General features: G+C 62.5%; 15 protein-coding genes. 6 read left to right on the forward strand and 9 right to left on the reverse strand.

Annotated elements, in window-relative coordinates; all coding sequences use genetic code 11:
• Positions 1 to 44: 44 nt before the first annotated feature.
• Both AC1RBA_RS24715 and dprA read right to left on the reverse strand, forming a co-directional pair.
• Positions 45 to 509 (reverse strand): Smg family protein, encoded by a 465-nt coding sequence (locus AC1RBA_RS24715; protein WP_070222738.1) that lies wholly within the window; start codon positions 507 to 509, stop codon positions 45 to 47.
• A gap of 94 nt (positions 510 to 603) precedes the next feature.
• A complete protein-coding gene (gene dprA / locus AC1RBA_RS24720; RefSeq protein WP_121668438.1) occupies positions 604 to 1,707 on the reverse strand; it encodes a DNA-processing protein DprA in 1,104 nt (367 codons plus the stop codon).
• 306 nt (positions 1,708 to 2,013) lie between these two features.
• On the opposite strand from dprA, the gene def reads away from it, so the two are divergent.
• The 3 genes from def (at position 2,014) to AC1RBA_RS24735 (ending at position 4,539) form a co-directional block, all read left to right on the forward strand.
• A complete protein-coding gene (gene def, locus AC1RBA_RS24725) occupies positions 2,014 to 2,556 on the forward strand; it encodes a peptide deformylase (protein ID WP_121668437.1) in 543 nt (180 codons plus the stop codon).
• A 93-nt stretch (positions 2,557 to 2,649) separates the two neighbouring features.
• The gene (gene fmt / locus AC1RBA_RS24730) at positions 2,650 to 3,606 is read left to right on the forward strand and encodes a methionyl-tRNA formyltransferase (protein WP_070222742.1); all 957 of its coding nucleotides are present in this window, start codon (positions 2,650 to 2,652) and stop codon (positions 3,604 to 3,606) included.
• 30 nt (positions 3,607 to 3,636) lie between these two features.
• Complete coding sequence (locus AC1RBA_RS24735; protein WP_070222744.1) at positions 3,637 to 4,539, forward strand: LysR family transcriptional regulator; 903 nt, start codon at positions 3,637 to 3,639, stop codon at positions 4,537 to 4,539.
• Here AC1RBA_RS24735 and AC1RBA_RS24740 read toward each other — a convergent pair whose 3' ends face one another.
• Positions 4,540 to 4,947 (reverse strand): tautomerase family protein, encoded by a 408-nt coding sequence (locus tag AC1RBA_RS24740; RefSeq protein ID WP_070289978.1) that lies wholly within the window; start codon positions 4,945 to 4,947, stop codon positions 4,540 to 4,542. It lies immediately after the preceding gene.
• Positions 4,948 to 5,092: 145 nt separating this feature from the next.
• Entirely contained in the window at positions 5,093 to 7,564 is a 2,472-nt protein-coding gene (locus AC1RBA_RS24745; protein WP_492420054.1) for an IPT/TIG domain-containing protein, read from the reverse strand.
• A 136-nt stretch (positions 7,565 to 7,700) separates the two neighbouring features.
• Between AC1RBA_RS24745 and AC1RBA_RS24750 the strand changes: the two genes are divergently transcribed.
• From AC1RBA_RS24750 to AC1RBA_RS24760, 3 genes are all read left to right on the forward strand, one after another.
• The gene (locus tag AC1RBA_RS24750) at positions 7,701 to 8,045 is read left to right on the forward strand and encodes a hypothetical protein (RefSeq protein ID WP_139143694.1); all 345 of its coding nucleotides are present in this window, start codon (positions 7,701 to 7,703) and stop codon (positions 8,043 to 8,045) included.
• Positions 8,046 to 8,200: 155 nt separating this feature from the next.
• Positions 8,201 to 11,995 (forward strand): methionine synthase, encoded by a 3,795-nt coding sequence (gene metH, locus AC1RBA_RS24755; RefSeq protein ID WP_492420055.1) that lies wholly within the window; start codon positions 8,201 to 8,203, stop codon positions 11,993 to 11,995.
• Positions 11,996 to 12,117: 122 nt separating this feature from the next.
• Entirely contained in the window at positions 12,118 to 12,489 is a 372-nt protein-coding gene (locus AC1RBA_RS24760; protein ID WP_492420056.1) for an SPW repeat protein, read from the forward strand.
• A 188-nt stretch (positions 12,490 to 12,677) separates the two neighbouring features.
• Here AC1RBA_RS24760 and AC1RBA_RS24765 read toward each other — a convergent pair whose 3' ends face one another.
• The 5 genes from AC1RBA_RS24765 to AC1RBA_RS24785 all read right to left on the reverse strand — a co-directional run bounded on the left by AC1RBA_RS24765 (position 12,678) and on the right by AC1RBA_RS24785 (position 16,492).
• Positions 12,678 to 13,958, reverse strand: a complete 1,281-nt coding sequence (locus AC1RBA_RS24765) for an EAL and HDOD domain-containing protein (RefSeq protein WP_035824533.1) — start codon at positions 13,956 to 13,958, stop codon at positions 12,678 to 12,680.
• A 136-nt stretch (positions 13,959 to 14,094) separates the two neighbouring features.
• A complete protein-coding gene (locus AC1RBA_RS24770; protein ID WP_492420057.1) occupies positions 14,095 to 14,874 on the reverse strand; it encodes a class II glutamine amidotransferase in 780 nt (259 codons plus the stop codon).
• A gap of 86 nt (positions 14,875 to 14,960) precedes the next feature.
• A complete protein-coding gene (locus AC1RBA_RS24775; protein WP_070222752.1) occupies positions 14,961 to 15,218 on the reverse strand; it encodes a BTH_I0359 family protein in 258 nt (85 codons plus the stop codon).
• A 156-nt stretch (positions 15,219 to 15,374) separates the two neighbouring features.
• A complete protein-coding gene (locus AC1RBA_RS24780; protein WP_492420058.1) occupies positions 15,375 to 15,776 on the reverse strand; it encodes a GTPase in 402 nt (133 codons plus the stop codon).
• Complete coding sequence (locus AC1RBA_RS24785) at positions 15,773 to 16,492, reverse strand: response regulator (RefSeq protein WP_070222756.1); 720 nt, start codon at positions 16,490 to 16,492, stop codon at positions 15,773 to 15,775. Before AC1RBA_RS24785 ends, AC1RBA_RS24780 begins: the two co-directional genes overlap by 4 nt.
• Between the last annotated feature and the right edge of the window lie 44 nt (positions 16,493 to 16,536).

The following is a 16,536-nucleotide window of genomic DNA, read 5'->3' on the forward strand; positions in this document are numbered from 1 at the left end:
TCAGGCCAACGGCTGGAGGAGCAGCCAGCAAGCGCTCTATTATATTAGTGTAGCAGGCGGGGAGGCAGGTCTTCGTCGTCGACGAATAAATCGTCGAACATCAAGGCGTCCGGTTCCTTGCCCTGGCTCCACAACAGCATCAGCACGATGACTTTCAGCTTGCCCAGCGACACGGGCGCCTCGTCGAGCGCCAGCGCCCGTTCGATGACGATTTCGCGCTGCAGCGGCGAGAGCACCTTGGCGCTTTCCAGGAACTGGATGAAGCCGATGGCGGCCGTGCCCAGCACGTCGCTTTCCTGCTGCACGTAGAAGCGCGTGCCCGTGGAACTGGCCGTCAGGGTTTGTTCGGCGCCGGCCATGGCGTTCAAGTCCGTCAGCCACACGAGCGCTTCGGAAATCTCCACGTCGTCGAAACCGACGGCCGACAGTTTGCGCGCCAGGACTGCCGGCTCGGGGCAGGCATCGGGGCGATAGTAAGTCTCGTAGAGGTACACCAGGATATCGAACATGGCTCTACTCTAGCAGCTAAGCTCGCTAAGACACAAGGGTGCGCGCAGACAAAGCGCGCCCGTGCGGCAAGGCCGCCACACAAGTGACAAGCTGTCATTTGCAGCGTTGAAACAGTCCTCCCGGCAAGCGTTCGACCCGGCCCGCCAGCTCCAGCGCCAGCAATTGCCCCATCAGTGCGCCCATGGCCAGGCCGCTGCGCGCGGCCAGGGTATCGGCGTCGTGGGGATCGTGGCCCAGCGCGGCCAGCAGCGGCGGCTCGTCTTCCACCGCGGCCGGCACGCTGGGGACGCCGCCCAGCCACTGCAGCTCTTGCAGCACGTCATCGGCCGACTCGACCAGCTTGGCACCCTGCTTGATGAGTGCATGGCAACCCTTGGCCAAAGTCGCATGGATGGAGCCGGGCAAGGCATACACGTCGCGCCCCTGCTCGCCCGCCAGGCGCGCCGTGATCAGGGAACCCGACTGGGCCGCCGCCTCGATCACCAGCACGCCGCGCGCCAGGCCGCTGATCAGGCGGTTGCGGCGCGGAAAATTCCCGGGCATGGCAGGCAGCCCCAGCGCGTACTCGCTGACGATGCAGCCCTGTTCGGCAATTCTTTGCGCCAGATCAAGGTTACGGCGTGGATACACCAAATCGGCGCCCGTGCCGATCACGGCCACCGTGCCGCCCGCGCCGCGCAAGCCGCCCTCGTGCGCGTGCGTGTCGATGCCGAGCGCCAGCCCTGAAATGATGGTCAAGCCTGCCGCGCTCAGCGCTTGGGCGAAGGCGGCCGCGTTCTGCATGCCTTGCGCGCTGGCATTGCGGCTGCCGATGATGGCCACGCCCGGACGCGACAGCAGTTCCGCCCGTCCCCGCACATATAACAACAGCGGCGGATCGGCGATTTCCAGCAGCAGGGGCGGATACGCGGCATCGGCCAGGGTCAGCACGGTATTGCCGGGCCGCTGCAGCCATTGCAGGGTCAGCGCCAGCTGGCTGTTGGCCACCGGCTTGGGCGGCTGCACGATGGCGCGCGCCACGCTGGCCGGCACCACCTCGCGCAGGATGTCGAACGGCGTGGCAAAGATTTGCGGCGGCAAGCCGAAGCGGGCCAGCAAGGCGCGCGCCGCCACCGGCCCCACACCGGCCAGATGCTGGAGGCGCAGCCAGCCCGCCAGTTCCGTGGCCGTGTCCGCCATCGTTGCAAGTGCATGCATGACAACCTCGTTATGTACTGTGGCATCCCATGCTAGCGCCATGGCGCGCACGCGATACCGACGCGCGCAAGGATGCGTGCAATGACGCCGCAAAACGGCCCGCCGTCCACAGGGCCATGGGCGTCTGTGATAAAATTTCCCTTTGCAGCAAACGAATAGCGCACTGGCAAACGCATCTGCCGCGCCGTTGCGCCACACGCGCCCAACCGTAGCGTACTCAAAAATAAAATAGCCCTGCCATCGTTCGCATGGCCCAGGCATGAATAATCCGGCGCACCGGCGCCCACCTTAACCAGTCGAATCCGTATGTCCATATTAAATATCCTGCGTTACCCCGATCCTCGCCTGCACACGATCGCCAAGCCCGTCACCGAATTTGACGCGCGCCTGCAAACCCTGATCGACGACATGGCCGAAACCATGTACGACGCCCCGGGCGTCGGCCTGGCCGCGTCGCAAGTGGACGAGCATATCCAGATGATGGTGATCGACACCACCGAAGAAAAAAACCAGCTGCAAGTATTCATCAACCCGGAAATCACCTGGTCCAGCGAAGAAAAGCAGGTCTACGACGAAGGCTGTCTGTCCGTGCCCGGCGTGTATGACGGCGTCGAGCGTCCGGCCCGCATCAAGGTGCGCGCCCTGGACCGCCACGGCAAGCAGTACGAGCTGGAAGCCGATGGCTTGCTGGCCGTCTGCATCCAGCATGAGATGGATCACTTGCTGGGCAAGGTATTCGTCGAATACCTGTCGCCGCTCAAGCGCAACCGCATCAAGACCAAGATGATCAAGGAAATCCGCGGTCTCGAGCGCGAAGCGAGCTTGCGCGCACAGAACCGTCGTTTCTAAGCCGCTGCTGATAGACTAAGCAACAATAGTCGTAACACCACGCCAGCCTGGCGCCTCCGGCCCGGGCCTGCGCACCTCACGTCAAGGAACGCTATGAAAGTGATCTTCGCAGGCACGCCTGAATTCGCCGCCACGGCCCTGAAAGACTTGCACGAAGCGGGATTCGAGATTCCGCTGGTGCTGACCCAGCCCGACCGTCCTGCCGGACGCGGCATGCAGCTGCACGCCTCGGCCGTCAAGCAGTACGCGCAGCAGCACGGCATCGAGGTGCTGCAACCGCTGTCCTTGCGCATGGACAGCAAGGACCCGCAGCGCGCCGCCGAGGCAAAAGCGGCCCACGAGCGCCTGCTGGCCACCGATTACGATGTGATGGTGGTGGCGGCCTACGGCTTGATCTTGCCGCGCAGCACGCTCGACATCAAACCCTGCATCAATATCCACGGTTCATTGCTGCCGCGCTGGCGCGGCGCCGCGCCGATCCACCGCGCCATCGAGGCAGGCGACGATGAAACGGGCGTGACCATCATGCAGATGGAAGAAGGCCTCGATACGGGTCCCATGCTGGCCATCGAGCGCACGCCCATCGAGGCGGGCGACTCCACCGCCACCCTGCACGACAAATTGGCCAAACTGGGCGGCAAGATGATCGTCGAGACCCTGCGCAAGATGCAGCAGCAGCCGCTGGAAGCGGTGCCGCAGCCGGAAGCGGGCGTCACCTATGCGGCAAAGATCGCCAAGGAAGAAGCGGCGCTCGATTTCAGCTTGCCGGCGCTGGAACTGGGCCTGAAAATCCGCGCCTTCAATCCGTTTCCCGGCGCCTGCGGCCAGGTCGATGGCGTCACCATCAAGATATGGGCCGCCGAGGTACTCGACGCGGACAGCAAGGAAGCGCCGGGCCAGGTGCTGGCGGCCGACGCCCAGCACGGCATCGTCGTGGCCTGCGGCAATGGCTCGCTGCGCCTGACGGAACTGCAAAAACCGGGCGGCAAGCGCCTGCCCGCAGCCGAGTTCATCAAGGGCTTCCCCCTCGAAGGCAAGCGTTTCGTTTAATTAAGCCATCGATACCGGCGGCAAGCGCCCATGGACCAGCTGACCGCCCTGCGCGCCTTGCGCCGCGTCGTGGAACTGGGCAGTTTCACGGCCGCCGGCGCCGCGCTCGGCATTTCCCACTCCATCGTGTCGCGCCAGATCCGCCAGCTGGAAAGCCAGCTGGGCGCCCAATTGCTCAACCGCACCACGCGCCGCTTCGCCCTGACGGCCGCCGGCCAGGAATACTATCTGGCCAGCCGCGACATCCTCGACGCCCTCAATGCGGCCGACCGCGCCGTCGCCATGCACCAGGCGCAGCCGTCCGGCAGCCTGCGCATCAATGCGCCGATGGCCTTCGGCACCCTGGAACTGGCCGCCTGGCTGCCCGACTTTACGCGCCACTACCCGCACCTCCACATCGATCTCGTCTGCAATGACCGCATCGTCGACCTGATCGACGATGGCTTCGACGTGGCGCTGCGCCTGGCGCGCGGCTTGCCCGACTCCACCCTGGTGGCGCGCCAGCTGGGCAGCAGCCGCACCTTGGCCGTCGCCTCGCCCGCCTACCTGGCCCGCCATGGCCATCCGGCCACGCCGCAAGACCTGGCACAGCACGATTGCCTGATGTACAGCTCCGGCGAGAAGCCGGCCGAGTGGTCGTTCACGGATGCGGGCGGTGCCGTGCACAAGGTGGCCGTGCGCGGCAGCCTGCAAGCCAATACCAGCGTAGCCCTGCGCGAGGCTGCCGTGGGCGGCATGGGCATTGCCGGCGCGGCCGACTTCATCGTGCGCGAGGCGCTGCGCAGCGGCCAGCTGGTGGAAGTCTTGCCCGGCTACACCTTGCGCCCACGCACCTTGTACGCGCTGTATCCGCACAGCCGCCAGCTGTCGCCGAAGGTCAGGGTCTTCGTCGATTTTGCCGTGCAACACTATCAAAATCACCGCTGGGATTGATCAGGCCGGCTGCAGCGCCTTGCGCACGGCGCGGAACTGCTGCGTCAAGCCGCCGTAGCCCCAGGCCGCCTGGCGCGCGTCGTGCACGTGGATGTAGCTGACGTCATGCAAGGCGCCGAGATGCTCATGCATGGCGGCGAACACGGCGGCGATATACGCGGCCTTTTCCGCCGCCGTATTCGTTTCATCGCTGATCAGGATATCGAGGAAAAAGCTGGCCTTGCCCTGCACCTGCAGGGATGGCCCGCCGACAAACCAGTGCGCCGCGTCAAGATGGCTGATCGCGACCGACGTCAGTTCGGGCGCCTTGTGCAGCAACTGTGCCGTCAAGGTGCTCAAGGTGGCGGCGATGGCGGCCGACTGGCGCGCATCGGGCGTGGTGGACAAACGCAGGTTCAGAATGGGCATGGGATGCTCCGCAAGTGGATGAAGTCCCATTCTAGGCAGGCGGGAGGTAAAACGGCAGCCCTCGCCAGGTACAGGATCTGTGCATATTCCACACACAAAAAAAGGGCTTGCCGCGGCAAGCCCTCGTCGCATCGAGCCCGCTGGCTTAGCGGCGCTGCACCCTCATCAGGCGTGCGCCCACGGACGACGACAGGCTGACCTCGAAACGGCCGCCGGCCGGCAAGGCGCTGACGTCGACGCTGGCTTTGCCACCCGTCAAGTCACTGGCGACCACCGTCTTGCGGCCATCGGCGGCCACGTGCAGCACGGCGGCGTAGGGTTCCGCATCGGCATTCCAGACCAGCGCCAGCTTGCCGCCACTTTGTGTCGCATCGAACGTGGCATCGTTGGCGGCGGCCCTGCTGCGGCGCGCAGAGCGCTCCAGCTTGGCTAGAGCCTTGCCATTTTGCAGCACTTGCACGTCGCTGATGTCGCCCGGGTTGGCGAAGCTGACGCGGAAATGACTCATGGCGTTGCCGCCATGATCAGCCACGGAAACGCCATCAAAAGGCAAGTCGATAGTCTGTCCCGACGCCGTCAGCACGCGCAGGGTATATGCATGGCCGCTGCCGCCGGCAGCGGGGCCGATGCGCGCAGACGAGGCAACGGCGGGACGCAGCCCCACACCGGCCGGCGTGATGCGGCCGGAAATGGTCAGATAGCCGTTCTCGGCCACGGACATGCTGGCGGCCAGCACATTGCTGCCCGTCACCTGCGTGCTGCGCCTTTCCAGGAATTGCTGTACCCGCACATAGCTGTAGTCGGAGAACCAGGCACCGCTGCAATAGCTCATCACGTCCTTCATCGGCGTAGCGCCATACACGGCCTTGCTCAACTGGCCAATGCTGCCCGCATAGTCGCTGTTGTACAGCGGTTGCGGGCCCAGTTCGCCATTCGGATACGGGTAGTCGGTGGCCGCACTGGCTGGACCGCCGCAGGCGACGTGCTGCAGCGAGTGGTTATGGCCCAGCTCATGCACAAGCGTGGTCAGCCATTCAGGCCAGCTATTGCCAAAGGGATCGACGGAGGCAATGCTGTTGAACCTGGCATCGAGGCCGATGGCCGCCGTGAAGGCATTGCTGCTGCCCGTCGGGTTGATGTAGGCCAGGCCGGCGGTGCGCGTGGAAGACATTCTCGGCACGAAACCATAATAATAGGCGCCACTATCTTCCAGTGCACGCTTGTTGTCCAGCTTGTCCAAGGCATCGCTCCACCAGCTGTCGGCCGTGCTGCTGCCTGGCATGCTCAGCGCCGTGCGCGTGGTGATGCTGATATTTTCCGCCGCATACGGATACACGCGCGTCAGTGCAGCACGGATCACCTCGGCGTCCGGCAATTGCGCCACACCATCATCGGTGCTCAGCGGTACCAGCACCAGGTGAATTTTCGCTGCGCTGCCCACCACGGGCGCCGCTTCCTGGCTCACTTGCACGCCGTCATTGCCCACTGCCGTCACGCGCACGCGCACGCCGGGCAAGATCCAGCCAGCAGGCAGGACGGCGCTGAAATTGCCGTTGAAACTGTAATCGCTTTTCACCGTCGGCAAGACCGATGGGCCGCTCATGGTGATGCTGCCCAGGTTGCCGCCATTGGCGGCCGTCGCATTCAAGATCACGGCCGGGCTGGTCTGGCCTGTTTGCGTGGCCAGCACGGAGACGCGCACGGCGGCCGGCTTGCCGCGCGTCAAGCGCAAGGCGGCATCGCTGGAATTCAAGTTCAGTACCTGCGCGAAATCAATGCTGCCCAAGGTAAAGGCCGACACCGTGCCCGCATTCACGGCGATGCGCGAAGCGGCCGACAGCATCACGTTGCCCGTTGCCGACGCTGGCGCAGACAGCAGCAGCTGGCTGCTACTGGCGCTGACGATGACGGCTGGCGTACTGCCCACCGTTGCCGAGCTGACCTGGTCCAGATTGCTGCCCTGCAGCGTCACCGACAAGGTCGCGCCGTTGACGGCCGACGTGATTGACGTCACTGCCACGCTCGCCAGGACCGTGTACGTGTCGCTGCTGATCACATCGTTGTACGGACCGCGCACCGTCAGCGCGCCTGTCGCTGCGCCCGCAGGCACCACTACCGTCACGCTGCCGGCTGTCTGGCTTTGCGGCGTTGCCGCCGCGCCACTGCCGAACTGCACCGCCGTCACGGCGCCCATGCCGCCGCCCGCGATCGTCACGCTGGAACCGACGCCGCCCGTCGCCGGCGCGACGCTGCTCACGCTCAGCGGCAAGTACACATTGACGTTATAACTGGTGGTCGCCGTGCCGCTGGCGCTGACGAGGCTCAAGGCGCCCGTCACAGGGGTGCCCGGCATGGCCAGGGTCACGCTGGTGTCGCTGCTGGCACTGGCGGCAACGTTCACGCCGCCTACTTGGAAAGCCGTCACGCGGCTCAGATTCGTGCCCGTCACCACCAGCCTGCCGCCCACGGCGACATTCGCCGCCGAGACGGCCGTTACGGCAGGAACCACGGCAGGATTGCCCGACGTGGTCGCCACCGCCGTGTCACCACCGCCGCCACCGCCGCAAGCGGACAGGCCCAGCACAAGAAACAATGCAACAAGCAGATGGTTTTTCATGGATGGCAACCATGTTGGTGCAGCGCGATGCCGGGGAGGACACGAGAGAAATGTGACATATTGGTGACTTTTGGTGAGAATGTGATTTCGAAGAACCCATATTATCGGTTAATTCGATTCCTAAAGACAACTATTAATGCTTTTGATTCAATTGGTTTTGATAATAATAAAGTATTCGTCTGGAAATATTTATCTAAGAATTATTCGCCCCCACCTACATGGCCTTGAATCAAAATTATTTTCCTTTGCAGCTATTGCCATACAATCCATTAAAAACAGGCTGCTATGGCGCCAAGAATGTGGGAATTTTTCCACAGCCTGGAGGACATATCTTCCTGGCAATTTTGGCGGAAGAATTAACACTTTGAGTAAGATTTTCAGGAATGTCATTTCAGAATCAGGCGCGGCGCAAGCCGATCTGTTGCAAGCAAGCCTGCCGCGAGGCGAACGGCCGCTTTTGCTTAAAACCAAAGCAGCCTGATGCCGTATAATTTTAGACCCGGTGATTCAGGCGATTGCCACCTTCTGCCTGCCCTACCCGGCGGGCACACTCCGTCAGCTGATCCTGCTGGCCCGCAACCGCCTCGTACTGTCTTGTCGCCGCGCCGCCGCCCGTTTGCCTATTGAAAGCATGAAATGAACGATACCGTGATCCCCGCCATGTCCCCGACCGAAGCCACCTTGCGCGCCATCCTGGCGCAGCGGATCATGATCCTCGACGGCGCCATGGGCACGATCATCCAGCAGTACAAGCTCGACGAAGAAGCGTACCGTGGCGGTCCCGCCGGCCGCTTCATCGATTTCGCCGCGCCGGCCGACAGCGGCGCGCGCGAACTGTTCGTCAAGGGCAACAATGAGCTGCTGACCCTCACGCAGCCGCACATCATCCAGGAAATCCACGAGCGCTACCTGGCGGCGGGCGCCGACCTGATCGAAACGAATACCTTCGGCGCCACGACGATCGCGCAAGACGATTACCACATGGCCCACCTGGCCTATGAAATGAACGTCCAGGCGGCGAAACTGGCGCGTGCCGCCTGCGATAAATATTCCACCCCGGACAAGCCGCGCTTCGTCGCGGGCGCCCTGGGACCGACGCCAAAGACGGCATCGATCTCGCCCGACGTCAACGACCCGGCCGCGCGCAACGTCAGTTTCGACCAGCTGGTGGCCGCCTACCTGCAGCAGACGCAGGGCCTGGTGGAAGGGGGCGCCGACGTGCTGCTGGTGGAAACCATTTTCGATACCTTGAACTGCAAGGCGGCCCTGTTCGCCATCGACCTGTTCTACGAACAGAATCCGACCGTCGTGCGCCTGCCCTTGATGATTTCGGGCACCGTCACGGACGCCTCGGGCCGCATTTTGTCGGGCCAGACCGTACCCGCCTTCTGGAATTCCGTGCGCCACGCGAAACCGCTGACCATCGGCCTGAACTGCGCGCTGGGCGCCGCCCTGATGCGCCCGTATGCGGAAGAACTGGCCAAGATCGCCGACACGTTTGTTTGCATCTACCCGAACGCGGGCTTGCCCAATCCCATGAGCGACACAGGCTTCGACGAGTTGCCAGCCGACACATCCGCCCTGCTGCGGGAATTTGCCGACGCGGGCTTTTTGAACATGGCGGGCGGCTGCTGCGGCACCACGCCCGAGCACATCGCCGCCATCGGCGAGTTGCTGTCGAAAAATACACCGCGCACCGTGCCGGCCCCGTCGCACGACTTGCGCCTGGCGGGCCTGGAACCGTTCGTCGTCAATGACGAGTCGCTGTTCGTCAACGTGGGCGAGCGCACCAACGTCACGGGTTCCAAGGCGTTCGCGCGCATGATTCTCAACGAGCAATACGACGAAGCCTTGTCCGTGGCGCGCCAGCAGGTGGAAAACGGCGCGCAAGTGATCGACATCAACATGGACGAGGCGATGCTCGATTCGCTGGCCGCCATGACGCGTTTCCTGAACCTGATCGCCTCGGAACCCGATATTTCGCGCGTGCCCATCATGGTCGACTCGTCGAAATGGTCGGTCATCGAAGCGGGCCTCAAATGCGTACAGGGCAAGGCCATCGTCAATTCCATTTCCATGAAGGAAGGCGAAGAGGAATTCCTGCGCCAGGCGAAACTGTGCCGCCGCTACGGCGCCGCCGTCATCGTCATGGCTTTCGATGAAAAAGGGCAAGCCGACACCTTCGAGCGCAAGATCGAGATTTGCGCCCGCGCCTACCACCTGCTGATCGATGCGCTGGACTTCCCGCCGGAAGACATCATTTTCGACCCGAACATCTTTGCCGTCGCCACCGGCATCGAAGAGCACAACAACTACGCCGTCGATTTCATCAACGCCACGCGCTGGATCAAGGAAAACCTGCCGTACGCGAAGATCTCGGGCGGCGTGTCGAACGTGTCGTTCAGTTTCCGCGGCAACGATCCCGCCCGCGAAGCCATCCATACCGTCTTCCTGTACCACGCCATCAAGGCCGGCATGACCATGGGCATCGTCAACGCCGGCATGGTGGGCGTGTACGACAACCTGGACCCGGAATTGCGCGAGCGCGTGGAAGACGTGGTGCTGAACCGCCGCGAAGACTCGACCGAGCGCATGATCGAATTTGCCGGTACCCTGAAGGCGGGCGGCAAGGCCGAAGCGCAAACCCTGGCCTGGCGCGAGGGAACGGTACAGGAACGCCTGTCGCACGCGCTCGTGCATGGCATCACGCAATTCATCGTGGAAGACACGGAAGAGGCGCGCCAGGAACTGCTGCACAATGGCGGGCGCCCCATCCACGTGATCGAGGGACCGCTGATGGCCGGCATGGACGTGGTCGGCGACCTGTTTGGCCAAGGCAAGATGTTCCTGCCGCAAGTGGTGAAATCGGCACGCGTGATGAAACAGGCCGTGGCCCATTTGATCCCGTTTATCGAGGAAGAAAAGCTGCTGGAAGAAAAACGCACGGGCATCGTCGCCAAGCCGAAGGGCAAGATCATCATGGCGACCGTGAAAGGCGACGTGCATGACATCGGCAAGAATATCGTCACGGTAGTCTTGCAATGCAATAACTTCGAAGTGGTCAACATGGGCGTGATGGTGCCGTGCTCGGAAATCCTGGCCCGCGCCAAGGTGGAAAACGCCGACATCATTGGTCTCTCGGGCCTGATCACGCCGTCGCTGGAAGAAATGGCGTATGTCGCCAAGGAAATGCAGCGCGACGAACACTTCCGCATGCTGAAGATTCCCCTGCTGATCGGCGGCGCCACCACCAGCCGCGCCCACACGGCCGTGAAAATCGCGCACAACTACGAAGGCCCCGTGATCTACGTGCCGGACGCTTCGCGCTCCGTTTCCGTAGCGCAATCGCTGCTGACGCCGGAACAGCGCGACAAATACGTGGAAGACATCGAACTCGACTACGCGCGCATCCGCGAGCAGCACGCCAACAAGAAGGCCCTGCCCATATTACCGCTGGCGCAGGCGCGCGCGAACAAGATGGTCGTGCCGTTCGACGGCGCCTGCACGCCCGTAAAGCCGAAATTCATCGGCCGCCGCGTGTTCAAGAACGTGGATCTGGCCACGCTGGCCAACTACATCGACTGGGGCCCATTCTTCCAGACCTGGGACCTGGCCGGTCCCTTCCCCGCCATCTTGACGGATGAAGTGGTGGGCGACGCGGCCACCAAGGTGTACGCAGAAGGCCAGGCCTTGCTGAAAAAACTCATCGACGGACGCTGGCTGACGGCCAACGGCGTCGTGTCCTTGCTGCCGGCAAACAGCGTCAATGACGACGATATCGAGGTGTACACCGATGATACGCGCAGTACGGTGGCGTTCACGTATTACGGCATGCGCCAGCAAGGCGTCAAACCCGTGGTCGACGGCGTGCAGCGTCCGAACCAGTGCCTGGCCGACTTCATTGCGCCAAAGGCGTCTGGCGTGAAGGATTACATCGGCATGTTTGCCGTCACGTCCGGCCTGGGCATCGAAAAGTATGAAAAGCGCTTCGAGGATGCGCACGACGATTACTCGTCCATCATGCTCAAATCCCTGGCGGACCGCCTGGCCGAGGCGTTTGCCGAGTACCTGCACGAACGCGTGCGCAAGGATTTGTGGGGCTACGTGCCCGATGAACACTTGGGCAACGACGACATGATCGCCGAGAAATACGTGGGCATCCGCCCGGCGCCCGGCTACCCGGCCTGCCCCGAGCACACGGTCAAGAAAGAGATGTTCGAGGTCATGCAGGCCGAGGAAATCGGCATGCAGCTGACGGAATCGTATGCCATGTTCCCAGGCGCGGCCGTCTCCGGCTTCTATTTTGCCCACCCGGAGTCGAAATACTTCGTCGTCGGCAAGATCGGCATGGACCAGGTGGAAGACATCGCCAAGCGCCGTGGCGCCAGCATCGAAGACGTGGAACGCTGGCTGGCGCCCAACTTGTCGTAAGCACCATCGCTTTGCGCTGCGGCGCGCGGAACTTTTCGCGCGCCGCAGCGCACTAACGCAGTATGCCGGCCGGCATGCTGCATGCCCGCTCCGGCCCGTTCCCCAACTGGCAAGGAGGTAATATGGCAACCAACTTCAAACTGAAACGCTGGCAGGACCAAGTGATCCTGTTGCTGGGCCTGTGGCTGCTCGTCTCGCCCTGGGCCTTTTCCTATCACGAAGGCTCGCCGCAGATGATCAACGCCTTTGTCTCGGGCCTGGTCATCGCCGTGCTGGCCGCCTTCGATCTGTACAAGACCTATTTCTGGGCCGTCGTCGTCAACCTGCTGGTGGGCGTCTGGGTCGCCGCCTCGCCGTGGGTGCTGCGGCTGGCAGATCAGCGCGTCGTCATGTGGAACGAGCTGATCGTCGGTATCGCCGTCGCCGTGCTGGCCCTGTGGGAGCTGCGCACCGACCCCGAACTGCACAAGCACTGGCCCGGCGCGGCAGCGTAGCGCAGCTACCGGCGTAAAAAAACCCTGCCACGGCATGCCGTGCAGGGTTTTTTAAAAGTGGAAATCCGGGACGTTACAGCGGGTAGGTCGGATTAGCGCTTGCGCGTAATCCGACAACACCGGTCAGTGCCAACAATGTTGTGTCGGATTACGGCCCTTTGGGCCTCGGCGGCCCTACCTAATCCAACCTACAGCGCATAACGCACTACGTTATCGCTCCATTCGTAGGCCGCCATTTCCAGTTCCACCAGGTCGTCCGGCGACATGGCCAGGTCGCGCAAGGTCGGCACGATCTCGCCTTCCATGTCTTCGATGCGTTCGATGCATTCGGCCAGGCGCAGCAGGTCGCCGTAGAAGCCTTCGCGCGACAGCAGCGCTTCGGCCACTTCGTCGATCACTTCGATCTGGCTGAGGATTTCCGACATCGGCACGCCGAACAGGGTATCCATCAGCGACATGATGCCGACCGTAAAGGCGATATCGGCCGAATGGGCATGGTTCGGGCGCAGTTTATGCGCGAGCAATTCGAGCAAACGGCCGCGCGTGGTCGCCAGCATCAGCAGCGGCGTCATGCTATGGCCACGCTTGCTTGGCTCCGCGTACAGCATGATTTGCAGCCAGCGCTGCAGCTGGCGGCGGCCCAGCACGGTCACGGCCTGGCTCAGCGAATCGATGCGCTGGCGCGCACCCACGGCCGGCGTATTGACCAGGCGCAACAGGTTCAGGGCCAGCGACACGTCACGCTTGATGGCGCGCTCGATGTCCATGTTGTCGGCATCGGAGGTCACCAGTGTCATCAGTTCCATGACGGCCAGTTGCGATGGCGACAGCTTCTTGCCCGTCATGATGGCGGGCTTGGCAAAATAATAACCCTGGAAATAATCGAAGCCCAGGTCCAGGCCCGACTTGAATTCTTCGCGCGTCTCGACCTTCTCCGCCACCAGTTTCTTGTTTTCCTGCTTGAAACGGGGCGCCAGCGCTGCCAGCACTTTCGGGTCGACCGTGCTCATGTCCATCTTGACGTATTGCACCAACGGCAACAGTTCCTGCACTTGCGCCGTATCGGAGACGACGTTTTCCAGCGCGAAAGTAAAGCCGTGGCCCACCAGTTCGCTGATGCGCGCGCGCACTTCCGGCGTGACGGGCATCGATTCGACGATTTCCAGCACGACTTTTTCGCGCGGCAGGAAAACGAAGATGTCGCTCATGATCACGTCGGCGTCGACGTTGACGAAACCGAGCGCGTCGCCGATGACTTTTTCCATGCCCAGCTGGGAAGCGTGGGCGATCACGGAGGCCGTGGCGGACAGGTCGCTGGTAATGTTGGCGGGACCGACCGGAGCGTTGCGGAATAGCAACTCATAGCCGAACAGGGCCTGGTTGCGGTCGAGGATAGGTTGTCGCCCCAGATAGAACTCGCGCACGCGCAAGGGTTTCGGGGTGATGTCGTTGCTGGAAATATCGATCATTAACTCTTCATCAATCACGTCGAGTGACACCGGCCGCGCGGCGCCCGCATCAAGGTTCACTATTGACAATACTTTAGCTGAATTTCGCCCGCGCTGTGGGTATTTTGGCAGTAATCAAGGCTATTGTCGTCAAAAATCAGGCCACTGGCGTGTCTTGCACCATCCCATCGACAAATAATTTCAATTCGCCGGGCGCAAACGCCGTCCATTGTTCATTCGTCGTCAGCGGCTGGGTAACGATCACGGCCACTCTGTCCTGGGGCGTCGTCACCTGGGAAAAGTCCACGCTCAGGTCTTCATCGGAGAGTTTAGCAGTTGGAAACGGATGTTGTCGCACCAGATAGTGCAAGCTGGTCGAGCAATGGGCAAACAGCGCCTCGCCGCTCGACAGCATCATGTTGAACGTGCCGTGGGCAGCGATGCCGGGCAACAGCTCCGCCAGCGCGGCATGCAGTTGCGGCAAGGCCGGCGGGGCGTCGCCGAAGCGCGCGTGCAGCTCCTGCAGCAGATAGCAGAAAGCCAGTTCGCTGTCCGTGCAGCCGACGGGGCGGTAACTGCCCGTCAGCACGGGGTTGAACTCCTTCAAATTGCCATTGTGGGCAAAGACCCAGTAGCGGCCCCACAGTTCGCGCACGAACGGGTGGCAGTTTTCCAGCGCCACCTGGCCTTGCGTGGCCTTGCGGATGTGCGCGATGACATTGCGCGACTTGATGGGGTAGCGCTTGATCAGTTCGGCCACGGGCGAGGCGATGGCTGCCTGGTGGTCGACGAAATGGCGCACGCCGGCGCCCTCGAAAAAGGCGATGCCCCAGCCGTCATGGTGGGTATCGGTATGGCCGCCGCGCATGGCGAAGCCGGTAAAACTAAAGACAATATCCGTGGGGACATTGCAATTCATTCCGAGAAGTTGGCACATGGTCTGTTTGCAGCGGGATAACATGCCCACCATACCACGCCGCCTTGCGGATTGGTATGGTGGCGATGGCCATCAGACAGCCAGAATCAGTGCAACAGGACCGGCTGGCTCATGAGAGAATCATAGCTGCCCAAAAATTCATCGATCTCTTCCATGCTCGGTTCGCTGGCGATCAATTCCGTGACGTCGCGGCGGAAGTTTTGCGCGAGGACTCCCGCGATGAAAGTCTCGCGTTTGCCGCCCTTGTCGACGATTTCATAGCCGCCGAAGCGCAGGGCTTCCAGGTCGCCATCGACGCCGAATTCCACGACGCTGTATTGTTCGCTGTTATAGATCAGGTTCATTTTGCATCCTTCGCTCAAGCAAGAGAAACTCTTGCGGTTTCAGGACAGAGGTGGGGTCCCCACGCCGCCATTTCAAGCGGCCGGGCCACCCTGCGGGCTACAGAGTTGTAACGAGATGCAAACTGCGACTGCGGTAATACCGTCAGAAAGCCGCGTTCAGGAAACAAGCAGGTCCGGTTCCAGCGCCAGCAGGACATCGTAGGGACTGGCCGTCAGCCAGGTGCGCAGCTGTTCGATATGCGAGGCGTCGGCCAGGCTGATGAACAGGCGCGCGGGTGGACGGCGCAGCAGACGATTTAATGTTACACGCAATACGAGATTGCCGCTGCAGCACAGGCAGCCGGGCGCAATACGCAACAGTTGCAGTGGAAACGATGGAGAAGGGGAAATTTGTTCGGCCAGGTCGGCCAGGATGGCGTTGCCGTCAGCGAGACCCTCGAGGATCACGGCGGCCGGCTGGTCAGGCTGCAAGGCTTGCGCGATGGCCGCCTCGCGCCCGGCCGCGCAAGCACCGCTGACCAGGGTCAGCGGCGTCGGACGCCGTACGGCTGACGTCACAGGCCTTTCTTGGCCAGCTTGCCCGGTTCGACGCCCAGCTGTTTCAGTTTGCGGTACAAATGGGTGCGTTCGAGGCCCGTTTTTTCTGCCACGCGGGTCATGCTGCCGCCTTCGCGGCCCAGGTGGTGTTCGAAATACATGCGCTCGAACGCATCGCGCGCCTCGCGCAGCGGCAAGTCGAACGACAGGTTGTAGCCATGGCCTTCGGCCACCGCCGGTACGGCGATGCCTGGGCGCACCATCAGCTGTTGCGGCGCGCTGCCGCCAAAGCTGGGCACGGGATGGCTGCTTTCCTCGGTCACCACGGGTGCCGCAGGACGCGGCGCCACGCTCGGCGCGCGCACGGTTTCCTGTGCCCGCGTCAAGCCTTGCTGGACCGCTTTCAGCAGTTTTTGCAAGGCAATCGGTTTTTCCAGGAAATTCATGGCGCCGATGCGCGTCGCCTCGACCGCCGTATCGATGGTGGCGTGGCCCGACATCATGATCACCGGCATGGTCAGCAAGCCATCGCGCTGCCACTCCTTGAGCAAGGTGACGCCATCGGTGTCGGGCATCCAGATATCCAGCAATACCAGATCCGGCGCACCGGCGGCACGCGCTTCGCGCGCCTGCTGCGCATTTTCGGCCAGCTGGATAGCATGTCCTTCGTCGCCCAGAATTTCCGAGAGCAACTCACGGATACCCATTTCATCATCCACTACGAGTATGTTTGCCATTCGTGTCTTGCCTTCCTCATTTCGCCGGCCGTCGCGCACAAGAT

The sequence above is a fragment of the Janthinobacterium sp. GW823-FHT03B06 genome, assembly GCF_058796955.1.